Source organism: Amazonocrinis nigriterrae CENA67 (assembly GCF_016056305.1).
In the GTDB taxonomy this organism is placed as follows: Bacteria; Cyanobacteriota; Cyanobacteriia; order Cyanobacteriales; family Nostocaceae; genus Amazonocrinis; species Amazonocrinis nigriterrae.
Genome location: NZ_JAECZC010000004.1, coordinates 133,415 through 152,291, shown reverse-complemented (window position 1 = coordinate 152,291; position 18,877 = coordinate 133,415). Strand labels below are relative to the sequence as shown.

General features: G+C 40.3%; 12 protein-coding genes. 8 read left to right on the top strand and 4 right to left on the bottom strand.

What is annotated here, in order from left to right:
- Positions 1-107 precede the first annotated feature (107 nt).
- From I8748_RS04330 to I8748_RS34925, 5 genes are all read left to right on the top strand, one after another.
- Positions 108-1,409 carry an ATP-binding protein gene (locus tag I8748_RS04330; protein ID WP_198123433.1) on the top strand — a complete coding sequence of 434 codons (1,302 nt, stop codon included), beginning with the start codon at positions 108-110 and terminating at the stop codon, positions 1,407-1,409.
- A gap of 14 nt (positions 1,410-1,423) precedes the next feature.
- Positions 1,424-2,590 (top strand): ATP-binding protein, encoded by a 1,167-nt coding sequence (locus I8748_RS04325; RefSeq protein WP_198123432.1) that lies wholly within the window; start codon positions 1,424-1,426, stop codon positions 2,588-2,590.
- A 26-nt stretch (positions 2,591-2,616) separates the two neighbouring features.
- Positions 2,617-5,592, top strand: coding sequence for an ABC transporter substrate-binding protein (locus I8748_RS04320; protein ID WP_198123431.1), 2,976 nt, complete (start codon positions 2,617-2,619; stop codon positions 5,590-5,592).
- Positions 5,593-7,818, top strand: coding sequence for an ATP-binding protein (locus I8748_RS04315; RefSeq protein ID WP_198123430.1), 2,226 nt, complete (start codon positions 5,593-5,595; stop codon positions 7,816-7,818).
- 240 nt (positions 7,819-8,058) lie between these two features.
- Positions 8,059-11,835, top strand: coding sequence for a DUF4912 domain-containing protein (locus I8748_RS34925; RefSeq protein WP_198123429.1), 3,777 nt, complete (start codon positions 8,059-8,061; stop codon positions 11,833-11,835).
- A 241-nt stretch (positions 11,836-12,076) separates the two neighbouring features.
- Here I8748_RS34925 and I8748_RS04305 read toward each other — a convergent pair whose 3' ends face one another.
- Both I8748_RS04305 and modA read right to left on the bottom strand, forming a co-directional pair.
- The gene (locus I8748_RS04305; protein WP_198123465.1) at positions 12,077-12,856 is read right to left on the bottom strand and encodes an MBL fold metallo-hydrolase; all 780 of its coding nucleotides are present in this window, start codon (positions 12,854-12,856) and stop codon (positions 12,077-12,079) included.
- 241 nt (positions 12,857-13,097) lie between these two features.
- Positions 13,098-13,892: a molybdate ABC transporter substrate-binding protein gene (modA, locus tag I8748_RS04300; RefSeq protein WP_198123428.1), complete on the bottom strand. Its 795-nt coding sequence runs from the start codon at positions 13,890-13,892 to the stop codon at positions 13,098-13,100.
- 100 nt (positions 13,893-13,992) lie between these two features.
- Between modA and I8748_RS04295 the strand changes: the two genes are divergently transcribed.
- The gene (locus I8748_RS04295) at positions 13,993-14,427 is read left to right on the top strand and encodes a TOBE domain-containing protein (RefSeq protein WP_198123427.1); all 435 of its coding nucleotides are present in this window, start codon (positions 13,993-13,995) and stop codon (positions 14,425-14,427) included.
- A gap of 405 nt (positions 14,428-14,832) precedes the next feature.
- On the opposite strand, the gene I8748_RS04290 is transcribed toward I8748_RS04295, so the two are convergent.
- Both I8748_RS04290 and I8748_RS04285 read right to left on the bottom strand, forming a co-directional pair.
- Entirely contained in the window at positions 14,833-15,132 is a 300-nt protein-coding gene (locus I8748_RS04290) for an RNA recognition motif domain-containing protein (RefSeq protein WP_198123426.1), read from the bottom strand.
- Positions 15,133-15,455: 323 nt separating this feature from the next.
- Positions 15,456-16,322 (bottom strand): lysophospholipid acyltransferase family protein, encoded by an 867-nt coding sequence (locus I8748_RS04285; protein WP_198123425.1) that lies wholly within the window; start codon positions 16,320-16,322, stop codon positions 15,456-15,458.
- 217 nt (positions 16,323-16,539) lie between these two features.
- Here I8748_RS04285 and I8748_RS04280 point away from each other — a divergent pair, with 217 nt between their 5' ends.
- Positions 16,540-17,643, top strand: coding sequence for a D-alanine--D-alanine ligase family protein (locus I8748_RS04280; protein WP_198123424.1), 1,104 nt, complete (start codon positions 16,540-16,542; stop codon positions 17,641-17,643).
- Between the two features lie 247 nt (positions 17,644-17,890).
- Positions 17,891-18,544, top strand: a complete 654-nt coding sequence (locus tag I8748_RS04275; RefSeq protein ID WP_198123423.1) for a hypothetical protein — start codon at positions 17,891-17,893, stop codon at positions 18,542-18,544.
- The last annotated feature ends 333 nt before the right edge of the window (positions 18,545-18,877 follow it).

The following is an 18,877-nucleotide window of genomic DNA, read 5'->3' as shown; positions in this document are numbered from 1 at the left end:
AGACGAGGGCTACCTCACGGGACTGCCTGATAACTGACAACTAACCCCTAACACCTAAATGATACTATTTACTTAATTTCACTTAAATGCGTGCTTAACAATATTACATGCAAGCAAATCCTTTTATTGTCGGGAAACCGGTACCTCCAGAGCGCTTCGTCGGACGAGAATCTGAAATTGCAGCTGCGTTTGATCAAATTCATAACCGCAGTCACTTAGCAATATGGGGTGGTGCTGGTATGGGCAAAACTTCCTTCTTGCAGAAATTAGAATCACCCCAAGCTTGGGAAGACCACAATATGGATTTCTCCCAAGCGGTGATAGTTCGTTTTAGTTGCGAAAGTATAACTCCTTTTACTCCCTCGAATTTTTGGGGAGAAATATTGAGCCTGATGAAGGATAAATTACCAGATGAATCTGCATTGCAAGCTGAAATTGATAAATTTCAGCTTGCAGAAGATAAGACTAAGGATAGCCTGCGACAGCTATTACGAAAGCTTGGAGGACAAGATAAATATCTCGTATTGCTCATAGACGACTTTCATGTAGCACTCGATACGAACGAGCAATATGATGAAGATGCAATGCAAAGATTTTTGGGTGAGTGTCGTAATTTGGCTGTTCACTCTACGGAAGCACAACATCTGTCAATGATTGTTACTTCCCTGAAGCGTCTCAATGAACTAGGGCCAAAGCTCAATCCCAATGCTTCCCCGTGGTATAACCACTATCTATTTGTACAACTAGAGACATTTAAGAACAAGGAAATTGACCAGTTCCTTCAGATGTTAAGAATCCCATATTTACGGGAAGCAATTAAAGACAATACAGGCGGACACCCATATTTATTACAAATATCTTGTTTTCTACTGTACAGAGATTTAGTCATTGCAAATGCACCAACTGAAGATGAATTTGTTAGAGATTTTGAAGCTGGTACGCAACAGATTTTTCAAAATATTTGGGAAGGGTGTAGTGAAGTAGAACAAACTTTACTCATGCTCATGGCTCTTTCTAGTTTAAAAGGTCGTCTGCATACACAGCAACCACAACAACAATTTGATGTTAGTGGTATTGAGTTAATCTTTAGCCAAAATGAGAAGGATCTAATTAAACTAGAAGAACAAGGTGTAGTGACTCACACTGTTAATGAAGGAAAAAAAATTTACTCTTTCACTTCATCAACAATGGAGCGGTGGGTAATCCAAGTACTCCGGCAAACAAATGAAGAGTGGTTACAAGCACGAGAAAAAGTTTTTCTCAATTTAATGAGTCGTCAGCAAATGGATAAATTTACTAAAGCGATTAAATGGCTATGGGATAATCAAGATAAAATTCCCAAAATTTTGGAGGTTTTTGGTAGGTTCGTGTCTGCTTTCCCCAAAGGATTAATCTTCCCAGGTAATTAGTAGGGGTAAGTAATATGAATGGAGTAAATGGTCGCAGAAATAATCCTTATATTATTGGTATACCAATACGTGAAAGAAGTCAATTTTATGGTCGTGAAAGTTTATTTTGTTTTATCGAGGATCAACTTCTTGGCGATGTAAAAGTTATTTTATTACATGGTCAAAGACGCATTGGTAAGTCTTCTGTATTGCAACAAATTCCAAATTTTATTAAATCTAATGAGTTTATTTTTGTACAATTTGACCTTGAGCATCAAAGGAGATCAAGTTTAAGTAGTATTATACATGACTTAGCTACAGCAATTATTGAACAAGTTACTAAGCAGCTGAAGTTAGATGATAAGAAATTACAAAGGCTAACAAAGGCAGAATTAGAACAAGATATCAATTTGTTTACTAAAAAATTTTTACCGCATCTTTATAAAACAATCAAATATAAGAAAATAGTTTTACTTCTTGATGAATTTGATGTTATAAATAATTCTGATAAAAACAATAATATTGTTGAACAAGAAAACTTTATTCTTTTTTTAGAAAAACTGATAAATGAACAACCCAATTTATTTGTGATTCCAGTAAGTGGAACGCATCTTCATGATTTGCACAACCTACCGACGTTATTTAGATGTGCGCCTAACCAAGAAATTGATGTGCTAGATGATATTAGCGCTGAGAATATAATTGTTAATCCTGCTAAAGATAGCTTGATATATCAACCAGAAGCAATCAAGAAAATATTACAACTTTCAGCAAGACATCCATGTTTTATTCAAGTTATTTGTTTTACTCTTTTTGAGAAAGCAAGAAATGAGAATAAATCTAATATTGAAGCGGCTGATGTCAAAAATATTTTAAATCAAGCGATTAAAAAAGCTGATTCATTCTTGCAAAGTTTTTGGGACACACTGACTATTGAAGAAAAAATTATTATTACAACTGTAGCAGAAGCTGAAAAGAGAGCCATTGAACAACAAAAAAAAGTTCCTGAAGAACCATTATATTTGCTTGACATTAATAATACAAAACAGAGGGAACAGCTACGTCAAGCATGGGAAAAACTGAGAGTAAAGGGTTATTTATATCAAGAAGGACGCAAAATCAAAGTTGAATTAATTCGACATTGGTTGTTACAATATCATTCATTTACTCACTATGAAAGGAAATATAAAATTTTAAAGTAATTTAACTACTTGTTAATAATATTAATATGAATAGAGTAAATGGTCTGAGAAACCCTTATATTATTGGTCGTCCAATACGTGAAAGAAGCAAGTTTTTTGGCCGTGAAAGTTTATTCGCTTTTATTGAGGATAACTTGAACCAAGGTGTAAAAGTCATCTTGTTACATGGTCAAAGAAGAATTGGCAAGTCTTCAGTACTTCAACAGGTTTCAAATTTTATTCAATCCCATGAGTTTATTTTTGTACAATTTGACCTGCAACATCAAAGTAACTCAAGTTTAAGTAATATTATAGGTAACTTAGCTATAGCGATTACTGATCAAGTTACCTATCAATTTGACATAGATGCGAATAACTTAAAAATACCGACACAAGCACAATTAGAAGAAAATATAAATTTATTTTCGCAAGTATTCTTACCTATAATTTATGAACAAATAAATTTTAGAAAAATAGTATTACTTTTTGATGAATTTGACGTTGCCAATAATGAAAAAATAGTTGAAGAACAAACATTTTATTCATATATTAAAAAGTTATCAAAAGAGCAAGATAAATTATTTATTATTCCAGTAATTGGAAGATATTTTAATGATTTACCAAACTTACGGAGTTTATTTAAAGATGCACCTTTTGAAGAAATAGGTTTGCTAGATAATACTAGCGCTAAACAGATGATCACTAAACCTGCTCAAGGTATTTTGACATATCGAAATGAAGCAATACAGGAAATTATACAACTTTCAGCAGGACACCCGTGTTTTACTCAAGTTATTTGCTCTACTCTTTTTGAACAAGCAAGAAATGAGGATAAATGGAGTATTGAAGGTACTGATGTAAAACTTATTCTTGATAAGGCAATTGAAAAGGCTGATGCTTTCATGCAAAGTTTCTGGGAGATACTGACTATCCCAGAAAGAATTATTATTTCAACTGTAGCAGAGGCACAACAGATAGCTATTGAGCAAGGAATAAAATCTCCAGAAGAGCCATTAAATTTGCTTAGTAAAAAAGGTATAAAACAGACAGAACAGCTATCTCAAGCATGGGAAAGACTAATAGAAAACGGTTATTTATATGATGCAGGGCGCAAAGTCAGAGTAGAATTAATCCGTCGTTGGTTACTACAATATCATTCCTTACAAGATGAAATACAAAGTTTAAAAATGCAGGAATTACAAACACAAAAAAATGAAACTGTTGAGCATCTTGTTAATAACCTGATTGCAGTAGCTAATTTTTGGTCTGAACAGGGAAAACACGAGCTAGCAATACAGCATTACCAGCAGGCACTAGCAATTAACCCCGACAATTTTAATATTAAATTATTCTTGGCTGAACAATACTTCAAAGTAAAAGATTTTGAAAATTCTTTAGAACTTTACAAACAACTTTATGAAGCTGATTCTTCTAGTTATAAAGAAAGATATTTAGAGGTGCTGTCAGAATATGGACATCATTTATTCATCCAAAAAGTATACACACTCTCAAAGGAACAGTATAATCGAATTTTAAAAGTTGATCCTAAAAACAAACCAGCCGAACAAAGACTTTTAGAGATAAAAAGTATTGAAAGTAGAATAATTATTACACCAACTTTAATAAAAATCCTAGCAGTACTAGCAATTCTGGGAACAGTAGGTTATGGTACTTATCAAATCTCATCTGACTGTCCTCCAGGTCAAGAAAAAGAATTTGCTTTTTTCTGCAAAGAAGATAATAGTATGATAAGTAGCGGCGATCGCACTTTTTTCCCTGAACTGAAAAATAGCGATCGCGATCGTGGTATTCAAGCCTTTAAACAAAAAAAATATCCTGAAGCAATCAAGCTATTTGCACAAGCTGTAGCAGCTAATCGCAATGACCCTGAAGTACTAATTTACTATAATAATTCCCTGGCTCGTGACAAGGGAAATCCCATCACTTTAGCAGTAGTTGTTCCCGCAGATAACAATACTAATTTTGCTCAAGAAATGTTACGCGGTGTATCACAAGCGCAGAATGAGTTTAATAGCAAAAATGGCATAAAAGGTCGATTGTTGCAAATTAAAATTGCTAACGATGCAAGTCAACCGCAACAAGCAAAGCAAGTAGCTGCCAAGTTGGTGACAGACAAATCTGTATTAGGTGTTATTGGTCACTACAGTTCAGATTCTACCAGAGCAGCCTTAGAAGAGTATAACAGAGCAGATATTGCGATTATCTCTCCCAGTGCTACCAGTACACAACTACAAGGTAAGAATTTTTTTAGGAGTTTACCTTCTGATGCTGCGGGAGGGAAAAAATTAGCGGAATACGCATTCCAGAACTTGAAGTTAAGAAGAGTGGTGATCTTTTCTAACCCCGATAGCTCATACAGTAACAGCATGAGAGAAGAATTTAAAAATCAATTTGAAAAGCTGGGAGGTGAGGTGCTTCGCAAGCCACAAATTAATTTAGCTGACCCCTCACTAGATATGAGTGCAGAAGTTTACAGAACTATTTATAGAGATGAAGACAAAGCACAAGCAGCTGTATTGATTCCAGATGCACTACATAAAGATGTTGCTGTGAAAATTGCTAAAGTAAACCAGGAAGTAGTTGAGAGATCCCAATCTCAAAATCGACCCAGACCAGGACTGAAGCTTTTAGGTGGTGATATTCTTTACAGCCAGGAAACCTTAGATAAAGGTGGAAATGCAGTAGAAGGTTTAACTATAGTCGTTCCTTGGTTTCGAGAAGCACCAGAAGCACAAAACTTTGCCCAAAAAGCTTTCAAACAATGGGGAAAACAAGTGAGTTGGCGAACAGCAACTAGTTACGATGCTACACAGGCTTTTATTCAAGCTTTGTCCGATAATTCTGATCGGACAACAGTGATTGAAAACTTAAGAAAAGTTAACCTTTCCTCAAGTAATACTTCTGGAGATCCACTCCAATTTAATCCCGAAGGGGAGCGACAAACAGAACCAATTTTGGTTCAAATAAAAGGCGGAACGTGGGTTATGTTACAGCAACAATAATTGTCATTTTGTAAAATACAATACAATATTATGTATCAAACTACTACTATTAGTATGGCACAATCAATATCTAGGAGAAATCCTTATATTATCGGTCGTCCAATCGATGAACCAAAACTACTTTTTGGACGACAAGATTTGTTTTGGTTTATTGAGGGTAATCTTAAGCAAGGTGTCAAAGTCACTTTGTTGCATGGTCAAAGACGTATTGGTAAATCTTCTATCATTCGTAATGTCCCAAAATTTGTTAAAATTGACAGTTTTGTTTTTATTCCTTTAAATTTAGAAGATTATACTCATAATAATCTCTATGAAATTTTAGCAGGACTGGCTAAAGATATTCAAGAATATCTGCAAATAGACACAAATAAAATCAAGCTGCCTACTATTCAAGATTTAGAACAAGAAGTATATATTTTTTACAGTAAATTTTTGACTAAAATTTATGATTACTTACGAGGCAGAAAAATAGTTTTATTGATTGATGAAATTGAAGCATTAATTGAGCAAGATTCTGCTTCAGTGCTAGATGAATTTTTCAATTACTTACATTCTCTAATTGCAGTAGAACATAAATTATTTCTGATTATCTTTACAGGTAGACAATCAGCAAATATGCCGAATCTACTGAATTATTTTCAGGATGCTTCTAGCCGTGAAATTGGTTTTTTAAATCAAAATAGTGCTACAGAACTAATTACCCAACCCGCCCAGGGAATTTTAGAATATGAGCCAGCAGCTATTCAAGCAATTATTGAACTTTCAGCAGGACATCCTTATTTTATTCAAGTAATCTGCTTTGCTATTTTTGTCAGAGCTAGAGAATTAGATAAATGGCATATTAATCTTCACGATATAAATCATATTGTTGATAAAGCAATTGAAAATGCAGAAGCAGGACTAGCATGGTATTGGGATCAACTGACTATTCCTGAAAAAGTTGTGTTTTCTGCTGTTGCAGAATCTCAAAAAATAGCTATTGAAAAAAATCAAAAGATTCCAGAGAAGCCATTAAATTTACTAAAGAAATATGGAGTAGTGAAAACTGAAGTTATAGAAAAAGCAGTTCAAGAGCTTGTTGACTATAATTTTCTGCATCACACCGGTGACAAAATCAAAATTGAATTAGTTCGTCGCTGGTTACTACAACGTCATCCATTGCGGCAAGAAATTAAAGAATTAGAAAAATTCAATGAAGAAGAAAATTATTTCAGCTACGAAGCTCCAACAGAGTTAACTGATCAGGGAAATAAACAGAATAATTTAGTTGATTTTACCAATGCTACTACAGTTATTGGACAAAATTATAATTTATCGAAACAAGTTGGGTCTCAACCACCAGTATATTTTACCCCAGCAAAAAAGAGGTTATCCAAAAGTCTTAATGTTGGGATAATTGCAGGGGCTATGGGAATTTCTGCCATTGCAGGTGTAGGTATTAGCCACTTATCAAAACCATGCTTTGCAAGTGAAAGTAAAGTATTTGGTGTTTTTTGTGTAAATAATCCAAGTATTAATTTTAGTAGTGGCGATCGCACCTTTTTTCCGATAAAAGGTAACATCTTTCGTGACCAAGGTATCCAAAGTTTTAAAAGCAATGATTATCAAGCTGCTATGCAATCATTTGCAAAAGCAGTAGCAGATAATCCTCAAGACCCAGAAGTGTTAATTTACTATAATAATGCTCGTGCTAAACAACAAGGCAATTTCTTTACTTTAGCAGTAGTTGTCCCCGCAGATAACAATGTTAAAATTGCTCAAGAAATATTGCGCGGTGTAGCACAGGCGCAACGAGAATTTAATGATAATAATGGCTTAAATGGTAAATTACTCTATATTATTATTGCTAATGATGGTAATGGGAGAAAACCAGAAATAGCAAAAGAAGTGGCTGCTGAGTTAGTCAAAGATAAATCTGTATTAGCAGTAATTGGACAGCTTTATAGTGAGTCGATACAAGGAGCTTTAACAGAATATCAAAATGCAGGAATGCCTGTTATACCTACCAATAGAAATAGTAGTTCTAGCAGCTATAATGCTGCACAAACTTTTATTAAAGCTTTAACTGCTAATGCCGATCGCACCACGATTCTTGAAAGGTTGAAAAATACCAATTTATCGCTGTATAAAAATTCCAGATATCCACTCTTTTATTCGCAACGAAAGCCGCAAAGCAAGCCAATTTTACTAGAGATCAAAAATGGTGAGTTGGTTGCATTACGGTAATAATTCAACTATCTTTGCTTTAATTTATACATAAAAACTGCTCTTGACCAGGGGTGTAGCTGCTGCGTGGAATTCAAAATTATAGAAAATGCTGGATGTAAGTCACAGCCGCAATATAGATTCACATAAGTATATTCTCAAACTGAGAAGACACTTGACAAGGAATGTATAATTAGCGCGTCTACTCCTTTATAAATAAAATTTAAGGCTGGCTGGGTTTCTAAACCTGATAAATGACATATGTGGCAACAAGAAAAAAAAGATAGTGCGATCGCGAATCTGGCATTATTGGTGGCGTTAGCTACCACCCCTATGGCAGCGAATCTCCTTGTGTCTGCACCGCTGCTGGCACAATCTGCTGATACTCCCTCTTTCCCACTGCCGCAAACAGTTGACAATGGGACTACGGTGCGGATTGATGGTTCCAGTGATTTGGCTACACTCAACCAAAATTTAAAACAAAGTTTTGAGAAACAGTTTGCTGGCACTAAGGTAGAAGTTGCTACTAACAGCACGGAAGCCGCACTGAAAGCTTTAGTCGATGGACAAGTTGATTTAGTGGGGATGAGTCGCGGCTTAACTCCTGAAGAAAAAGCACAAGGTTTAGAACAAGTCGTCCTACGCCGAGAAAAAATTGCGCTCATGGTTGGTGCAGAAAATCCTTTTAAGGGAAGCTTGACTGATAGGCAATTCGCGAGGATTTTCCGGGGGAGAATTACAGACTGGTCGCAACTGGGAGGAGCTGCGGGTAAAATTAGATTCATAGACCGCCCCACAACCAGCGAGATTCGCAAAACGTTAAGCAACTACCCAGTTTTTAAAGCTGCTCAATTTGCTACAGGTGCTAATGCTACCCAAATCGCCGAAGATAACACCGCAGAAATCATCAAACAATTAGGTAAAGACGGCATCAGCTATGCAATAGCAAGTCAGGTGTCGAAGAACCCTGGTTTGCGAGTTCTTCAGCTACATCAAACATTGCCAGACGATCCTAAGTATCCTTTTTCACAACCGATAGTTTACGTTTATAAGAAAAATCCCAGCCCAGCCATAGCAGGTTTTCTCGGCTTTACCTTGGCCAAGCCAGGACAACAGGCTATGGAAGAAGCTAGAGCCGCCGAAGCCAATGCGATCGCTAGCGGTGATTCCCAAGCATTATTGACAGCTGCAAATCCTACACCCAGCGCCGAGGCAACATCGGCGGCAACTGCTACACCCAGCGCCGAGGCAACACCAGTGGCAACTGCTACACCCAGCGCCGAGGCAACACCAGTGGCAACTGCCACACCCAGCACAGAACTTCAACCTACCCAACAGCAACCTGTAACTCCTGCCGTCTCTAATCCAATAGCCCAAGGGCAATTTTGGTGGTTGCTGTTGCCTTTGGCTGTGATCACTGGATTGGTAACATGGCTTCTCAGAAGAATTCCATCGGATACAAGGCAAACAAACAACACACCAGACTCAACTCCCAATTCCCCCACGCCAACAGATAACACGGGCGTTGCTCCTCCCGTCACTGAGGCTTTAACTGAAACCCCATCCAACCAAACAACATCAGATTCGGCATCAAAAGAAATGGCCACGGACTCTAACTTGAGTCAAACCATCAGCCCAGCCGTATCTAACACAGGAGAAAATATTACCACCGCTGGAGCCGCAGCTTTAGCAGGAGGTGCTGCCGTAGCAGCCATCTCGACTACAGTTCCCAACGCAGAAGCTGTTAATCAAGAAATAAAAACTACAGATAGTTTAAATACTGCTACTGAAGTAAATCCTGTAGATCCTTACGACATTGGAGAGTCTCCGTGGGACATAGAAGCACCAGCGGCTGTTGTCAATACTTCATATCCACAAATATTAGATGTATCTAAAAATACGTTTAATGTCCAGCCGTCTACAGTGGAAGACACAAATACAATTTCTGATCAACTAGATGTTTCAACAGCGGCATCAACTGATGAAAATCGGGATATTGAAGTGCCGCGAGAACCGACAGCAGAACAACCCCAGGCAGAATCGAATTGGCTAGAAGATATCACCTCAAATGCAAGTGCAACCCCAGCAACAGCAAATATCTCATCTACTACCGAAGAAACTGACAATACCACACAAGTCAATCCTGCTGAAATCTTCTCAAGTGAATCTGCCGAAGTCACGCCGGATTTAGAATGGCCCACACAAGTATTTTCGGATGTAATTCCTGAAGAATCAAATATAGCGCCAGCGGCATCTGATAATCAAGATGAAGCTATTGCAGCGTCAAATGACCCGATAGCGGAACAACTCCAAGCAGAATTGCATCGGCTAGATGAGATTACCGCAACTGAAAGTGCAACCACAGGCGCGGCAAGTGTTTGGTCTGAATTTGGAGAGACTACAGAATTTGGAAATGTTGCTGAACTACCGTTAACTGAATTTGGTCAACCAACATCAGAAATAGAATGGCCCACGGCAGAAGTGACAACTCCACTGCCTGAACTGCCAGATCTAACAGAAGAAGCGTTCAATGTGGTAGCAGACGAGGCTGAACTTACAGATGATGAAACAATCTCTAACTTAAAAGAAGAAACAGAAGATTTTACTCAAGCTGACTTAGCAGATTTTGCAGAAGGTGCAGCCATCACAGGAGTAGGAATTGGGGCATGGACTAGTATTTATGGCATTCAGGACAGCACTGAACCAGAGGTACAGGCACAAAATTCTAGCAATGAAGACATACCCACAGAAGATGAACACAGCAGTGTTGTGCTGACACCCCGCAATCCCCAGTTGGCTGATGTTTCATGGCAGATTTCTGCAACTGACAAGCAAGCACTGCAAGCATCAGGCTCCCAATTAGCACTGCTACTGTATGATGTGACTGGGCTAGATTTGAGTTATCAAACTCCCCTATTATTACAGCAGTATACCTGCGAAGAAGCAACACACGATCGCTCAGTCACGATTCCTCAAAACGATCGCGATTACATTGCAGAAATCGGCTATGCCACTGATGGCGATAATTGGGTAACAATAGCACGTTCAGCCATTGTTCGCGTTTTCAGTCTGACCCAAATAGATGACACTGTAACTCATGAACCACCCGCAGAAGATGAACACAGCAGTGTTGTGCTAACACCCAAGACTTCTTTGTGGGCTGATGTCTCATGGCAGATTTCTGCAACTGACAAGCAAACACTGCAAGCATCTGGCTCCCAATTGGCACTGCGACTATATGATGTGACTGGGCTAGATTTGAGTTATCAAACTCCCCAACTATTACAGCAGTATACCTGCGAAGCAGCAACACATCAGCCCTACGTGGCGATTCCTCAAAGCGATCGCGATTACATTGCAGAAATCGGCTATGTCACTGATGGCGATCATTGGGTAACAATAGCGCGTTCAGCCATTGTTCGCGTTTTTAGTCCTCCCCACACAGATGACACTGTGGCTAATGAACTACCCGCAGAAGATGAACACAGCAGTGTTGTACTGACACCCAGGACTCCTCTGTGGGCTGAAGTTTCATGGCAGATTTCTGAAACTGACAAGCAAGCACTGCACGGTGCAGGTTCACCATTAGCACTGCGACTATATGATGTGACTGACTTAGATTTGAGTTATCAAACTCCCCAATTATTACAGCAGTATACCTGCGAAGAAGCAACACATCAGCGCTTCGTGGCGATTCCTAAAAGCGATCGCGATTACATCATAGAACTCGGCTATGTCACAGATGGCGATCATTGGGTAAAACTAGCACGTTCAGCCATTGTTCGCGTGTTCAGCCCTCCTGATGGAGACTTCTGGTTTCTAGCCGATGCTGAGCTAATTATCCACGGAGCAACACAGCCAGGTGCAACCGTGACGATTGCAGGTAATCCTCTCACACTCAAATCAGATGGTAGTTTCCACTTCCGTATCCCCTTCTCGGACAACTTAATCGACTATCTCATCACAGCAGTTGCTGCTAACAGCGAACAAACTAAAACCATCCACAAAAAGTTCTCGCAAGAAACTTTGGAAAGTTAAGAGTAGAGAGTAGGGAGTGGGGAGTTAGTTGTCAGTTGTCAGTTGTCAGTTGTGAGCCAGCGCGGTGAGGCAGTGCGTTGGGCGGGTTCCCCGACTTGAAGCAACTGCCGAACCCGTAAGGGTCTTGGGGGTTCCCCCCATGAGCGACTGGCGTTAGCGCAGCGATCTTCGACGCAGGAGCGTCACCCGTAAGGGTCAGTTGTTATTCTCCCCTGCACCCCTGCTCCCCTACTACCCTTAACTAAATTGCCAATGCTCGCTTCTCTAGTTGTAATTCAAAGCGATCGCCAGCTTTAGGTTCAATTACTCGTGTTGCCAAGTTATTCTTTTCTAGTGAAGAACGAAACTCTGCAAAACTTCCGCCAGTCTTGAGGAATTTCGTCAGCAATCCCTCAAAGATCACATCTCCCCCAGCCGCAGTATGTAGCATTACTTGCGGTTGCAACCACTTAGCCACTTCCAATGCACTGTTCGTTCCTTTCAGAATCGGCCCAATCAAAGGCAGTCCCAAGTCTATAATTGGCGTAATGATCACATCTACTGGTGCAAATTGTTTCAGTTGTGGCGAATGATAGCCATGAGGCTCATAATAGAGCGTTAAGCCAGTCGCCAACTCTTTGAGCAAATAACCATTCTCTACAAGAGTAGGGCCAATTTGCGAACCGGGAAAAGCTGTGATTTCTACTTGATTGTTCAAGGTGAAAGTTTGCCCATGAGCCAGGGATGTCACAGAGGCATAACCTAATCCTTGTGCTACTTTTGCCGCATTGGGAGAAGCCACAACCGTAATTTTGCGGTCAAGTTGCTTGAGGGTCGGTGTGTGAGCATGGTCTTCCAAACCCTGAGACAGCAGAATCAGATCAATATTTTCTGGTATTGGGCGTTCTTGCGATCGGGAGCCTTTAAAGAACCAATCCGAATTTGCAAAAGTTAAAGGGCCAACCAGCCAAGGGTCAAGTAGTATCCGTTGGCTACCGATTTCAATCAGCCAACTATTGCTGTCTAACCAAGTTAAATACATAGCCAAAGAGAAGATAACACCTGCTTTTATTATCCATCAGACTATGGGGGATGAGGAGATGGGGTGCTTTCGGTACAGGGGAGCAGAGGGTGCAGGGGAGAATAACAACTGACAACTAACCCCTAACTCCTAACTCCTAACTCCTAACTCCTAACTCCTAACTCCTAACTCCTAACCCCTAACTCCTAACTCCTAACTCCTAACTCCTAACTCCCTACTCCCCACTCCCTACTCCCTATTCTTAAGGCAGAATAAACCCGTATTTTTTCAGTACCAGTTTGGCTTGACCGCTTGATAAAAATTGGACAAACTCTTTAGCAGCACTAACATTCTTACTACTTTTAACTACTGCCAGAGGATAAACAATCGGGGAGTGATATTTTTCGTCGGCAGCAACTACAGCTTTCACCTTGTCAGAAATTTTAGCATCAGTGGCGTAAACCAAACCTGCATCAGCGTTGCCACTTTCTACCGATGCTAAGACTTGACGCACATTATTAGCGTAAACTAATTTCGACTTCACCTGCGGCAAAATTTTCAATTTATCGAGTACTTGCTCAGCATATTGTCCTGCTGGAACACTCCTAGGTTCACCGATCGCAATTTTTTTAATTTTGCTATCTTTGAGGTTGTAGAAACTTGTGACACCAGCCACGCCCTTGGGCACAATTAAGACTAAGCGGTTTTTTGCCAGGATAGAGCGAGTACCCGCAACCAATAACTGTTTTTGCTCTAAAGCATCTACTTGCTTCTTACCAGCAGAAATGAAAATATCTGCTGGTGCGCCCTGTTCAATCTGTTGCTGTAAAGCACCAGAAGCGCCAAAATTATAATTAATATTGACGTTAGGTTTACTCTGTTGATAGAGAAGCTTAATTTCTTCCATTGCATCTTTCAAACTAGCAGCGGCAGACACAAGTAGATTTGTGTCTGATTGCGCTACCACAGGAGAGGGTGTAACTAATGGCAAGGCAATTGCTAAAAACCAGCTAGCAATTACTGTGCCGAAGAAGGCAAAAATTTGTCGTCTTTTCATAAGAAAATCGCACTGAGATAGATTCTTCTTCAAACCATTGACGCTTGGTAGGATCATACGATGCGTCAATTCAATATGTACCAACCTAATTGGTAACATTATGCCAAGAAAAGAACAAGGATGGATCACATTTCAAACATCAGAAGAGGAGCGAAAGCTTCTAGAGGAGTTCTGTCAGCAGTCTCAGCGGACGAAAACTGAGATTCTGCGGGAATTGGTGCGTGGTCTCAACAAGCAGCAAACAGCACCTACATCACTACCAACCACGCAGGAGGAAAAAGAAGATGTTCAGCCTGAGTTAGAAATTACTAGTCCCAAGAGACCACTAAAAGTTAGCTCCCGCAATATCCTTAAGGGTGTTGTCAAACGAGTTGTTACTGGAGCTGTAAATAGTGAGGTGACAATAGAGGTGGTTCATAGAGTTGAGTTAACCTCAATTATTACCAGAATGTCAGCAGAGGAATTACAACTTTCTGAGGGAACAGAAGCCTATGCAGTGATCAAGTCTAACGATATTGTCATTGCCAGAGAATAGAAAGAATGTATTTTATTAGGACTTACGCACTGTACAAATTGCTAATTTTGTGGATTCGCTATAAAAGGTTGTTTCAGGTGTTTTTCAATCATCTTTTGATTAGTAGCGAAGGCGTAGCCCGCCGCAGGCATCGCTTAAAAATTGTCAAAAAATCTAGCTTGAATGCCTGAAACATATACTGCATATTTAGTATTTACTGTCAATGCGTAAGTCCTATTTCTAGCCCTTTCAAAGGGTAAATTGAAATGAAGCGAAGCATTTCTCTTAGTTTTTTAATTGCACCTGTCAAAAAGATCATTAAGTAAAAGACTCAAGCATTGCTACTTGAGTCTTTGCTAAATTTAATTAACTTAGTGAAACTTTTGAGTTGAGAAACAACACTTAAAACAGTTGAGTCTCTTTAGCTTAGTAGCGGTTACGTCCGCCGTATCCCCCACGGTTACCACCAAAGGAACCTCTGTTTTCCTTGGGCTTAGCCTTATTCACTTTGAGGTCGCGACCCATCCACTCAGCACCATCAAGAGCTTCAATAGCAGCGGTTTCTTCTGCTTCTGTACCCATTTCCACAAAAGCAAAACCGCGCAGCCGACCTGTTTCACGGTCAGTGGGTAGCTGAACTCGCTTTACAGAACCATATTCTGCAAAAACAGCGCTGAGCGCATCTTCTGTAACTTCGTAGGAAAGATTGCCTACATAAACTGACATAGATTATCTCCGAGAATCATACGAGAGTGCAGAGATTTAGATTTCGGAGAAAAGTCTGTAAATACCAAAAGGAAAAAGCCCATCAATACTAAAAACAAACGCTGTCGCCGAATTAATTCTCATCTCCCAGGATGACATAAAAATCCAGTATTTAGGGAAAAAATTTAGAAAATGTGATTAAAAGTCACATTAACAAGCGCTCATTAAGTGTTGACTAGTGTTAAACTCGATGACCACCCTAACTTTTCACGGTACGTGGAAAAGGAGCTTTGGTGTGGGGTGTAGTAATACCGTTTCACTTTCAGATTGATACATTACGGTTTTTAGGGGAGGAGCGAAGGACGACCCTGAAACCTTAATTGCTCCAAGTTGTCTAATTCTTGCTGCATCTGATTGACGACAAGCTCGTAACATTCACGCACATACTCGCGATCGCTAGCAGCTTGCCGACCGTAGCGTTCAAATACAATTGGAGGACAAACCCGCGTGTGTATAGACACAGGCAATGGAATATCAGGGAGTGGCCCAATTGCTAATCCCCAAGGTAGCCCTAGATAAATGGGAAAAACTTCCGGATCAATGCCAAACAGCCAAGGCATCCCCCACTCATGAAGTTGCCGTGCTACTTTGTATAAATCTGCCAGCACAATTAGCGTGTCGTGGGCACCGGCTGAAATCACAGGCACAATCGGTAAATTCTCCCGCAGCGCTAGCTTGATAAATCCTTGCCGTCCGGCAAAATAAATTTTGTGACGCAAATGATATGGCCGAAACAGATCTTCTACTCCACCGGGATATACCAGCACACTCGCTCCAGAACGCAAAGCAGCGTAAGCCATTTTAGGATGAGCCATAATTGCTCCAGCCTTAACACCTAGTTGTGCCAATGGGGGGCTAACCTGCCAAACCTTGGGATGCATCAGACCGTAAACTGGTCGCTCTACACCAAATCGTCGGAACCAGTCGTACATCACCATCACCATATCAGGAGCTGCAATTCCTCCATTGTGAGAGCCGACAAATAAGACTTTTTCCTTTGGTGGGATATGATGCCAGCCACTAGTTTGCACTCGAAAATAGTAGTGATAGAAAAAGCCCAAAAGGGGCATGATAGATTTAATGAACTCTGGATCTCGTTCATCCAAAGACCAACCAGGTTGAGGGAGAGTTTTGTGCTGCTTTTGTAACATTCATATATCTTAATTGAATTTAGTAAAAGTTTATAAATTGTGTCAGTTGTCAGTGGTCAGTTGTCAGTTGTTATTAGTTATTTTCCCCATGCCCTATGCCCCATGCCCCATTCCCATATATCCCATACTATTGAAAGTACCTGAGTTCAGGTAAAAATATAGCAACTTTAGCAGCTTGTGATACGCTAACTGCTTGAAGAATCAAGAGGTACTGAAGATGAGTAAGCTGAGGGTGGGATTGTTATTTGGCGGTCGTTCTGGGGAGCATGAAGTTTCCATTAGTTCAGCACGGGCGATCGCACTTGCCTTAAGTGCAGAGCAAAATGCTAGTAAGTACGAAATCCTACCTTTTTACATCCAAAAAGATGGACGTTGGTTAGCCGGAGAAGTTCCGCAACAGGTACTAGGGTCTGGCATTGGGCATCTGGAATCCCAAAATTCAACACCCGAAGAGCAAAATCATCTGGTATCTAACCCCCAAACTCAAACCATAAACCGCTGGCAATCACCCTCGCAAGTCGCTGAAGTCGATGTTTGGTTTCCCATACTCCACGGCCCCAATGGTGAAGATGGTACAATTCAGGGATTACTCACCTTGATGCAAGTTCCCTTTGTTGGTTCTGGGGTGCTAGGTTCGGCAATGGGTATGGATAAGATTGCCATGAAAATGGCCTTTGAACAAGCCGGACTACCGCAGGTGAAATACAAAGCGTTAACGAGAGCGCAAATTTGGTCAAATCCTTGTGTATTTCCCAAATTGTGTGATGAAATTGAGGAAACATTGGGCTATCCCTGTTTTGTCAAGCCTGCTAACTTAGGTTCATCAGTGGGTATTGCCAAAGTGCGATCGCGCCAAGAATTAGAAGCAGCATTGGATAATGCTGCTGGTTATGACCGCAGAATCATTGTAGAAGCCGGAGTTGTCGCTAGAGAAGTAGAATGTGCTGTTTTGGGCAACGAGCCAGCCCAAGCTTCTGTAGTTGGCGAAATTACTTTTGACAGTGATTTTTATGATTACGAAACTAAATATACTGAAGGAAAAGCAGATTTAGTGATTCCAGCAGCAATACCAGATGCTGTTAGCCGTCAAATTCAGGATATGGCGTTGCAAGCCTTTGCAGCTGTTGATGCTGCTGGCTTAGCAAGAGTAGACTTTTTCTACGTAGAAGCCACAGGAGAAATATTAATTAACGAAATCAACACTTTACCAGGCTTTACCGCTACCAGTATGTACCCTCAACTCTGGGCCCACAGTGGCATATCCTTTCCAGAATTAGTAGATCGATTAATTCAACTGGCTTTAGAAAGACATTCTCAGTAATTGGGGCATGGGGAATGGGAGTTAGGAGTTAGGAGTTAGGAGTTTTAGATAAAATTTATTTCTCCCTCATCCCCCTCATCTCCCCATCTCCCCTGCTCCACTGCTCCCCTGCTCCCCTGCTCAGCACTTTTCTGTATCATATGTTGCACAGAAAAGCTACTAGAATCAAAAATCTAGCTACGGATACTTCATAGATAGCTCTTTTAGTACAATCATGGTCTAGAGGGGTACAAATCTGAAAGTAATCATGGAAAATAGTCAGAGCGTACAGCGTGAGTCAACCCAAGTAACAAAACTAAAGCCAGAACTGCCAAACAGTAAGTCGGGACTAGTAGGCGGCTCGAACATTTTTATTTATCTGCTTACACAGCATCCTTTGCTATTGTTAACTGGGTTATTAACAATGTTTCTGGGGACTGCTGCATTGGCCTTGTACAGCCTGGGTTATGCTGGAGGTAGTGGAGAACAAGCACAACCAGAAGAAATCCCAGCTGTAGTTGAAAAACCAATCAAAACACCCTCTGAGACTAGCAATCCTACACCTTTATGGATGGTAGCTGCGATCGCTCTCAGTTGTGCGAGTGGTTGCTTTATAATTCTGCGATTACTTAACCGTCCATTACCAACTCAAAAAGTCCGCAAACATATCAACCACCATCCGGCATCTGTGACACCAAGCCGTCACCAAAGATTGGAACCACAGACACCCAAGAATCCGCCAGTTTTTGTGCCATTGCAACCAATCAAGCCTATGGTGTCAATGCAAGCTAAAACAAAGCCTCTAGTTACAGTTCTGCCGCCAGAACACACACATCCCCTCGATAAAAACCAAGAATCTCTGGCAGACTTAATGGATATTCGTAAACAGAAGTCTTTGTCTTCAATTTTACGTAGTTCTTAATATCGGTGCAACACAAAAAGCTTTAATATGAAGCCTTTGACTTTTAGGGGTACGTTTATTGCGTACCCTTATTAGTAGCTAAAGTCATAAGTCAGTTGTCAGTTGTTATACCAATTCTCAAAATCTTGGCAACACATGAATGATCTGTACGCCCCTACCCCACCTATATGTTGCTCTCTTGACTCACATCTGTTGCCTCATTTTAGAGAATTGGTATTATTTCTCCCTCATCCCCCTCATCTCCCCATCTTTGTTACTCCCCACTTTTTGTAATTTAAAAACCTGCCAAAATGGCAACCAAGCTGAGATTCTCCAAGTTAAATTGTAGAAGAT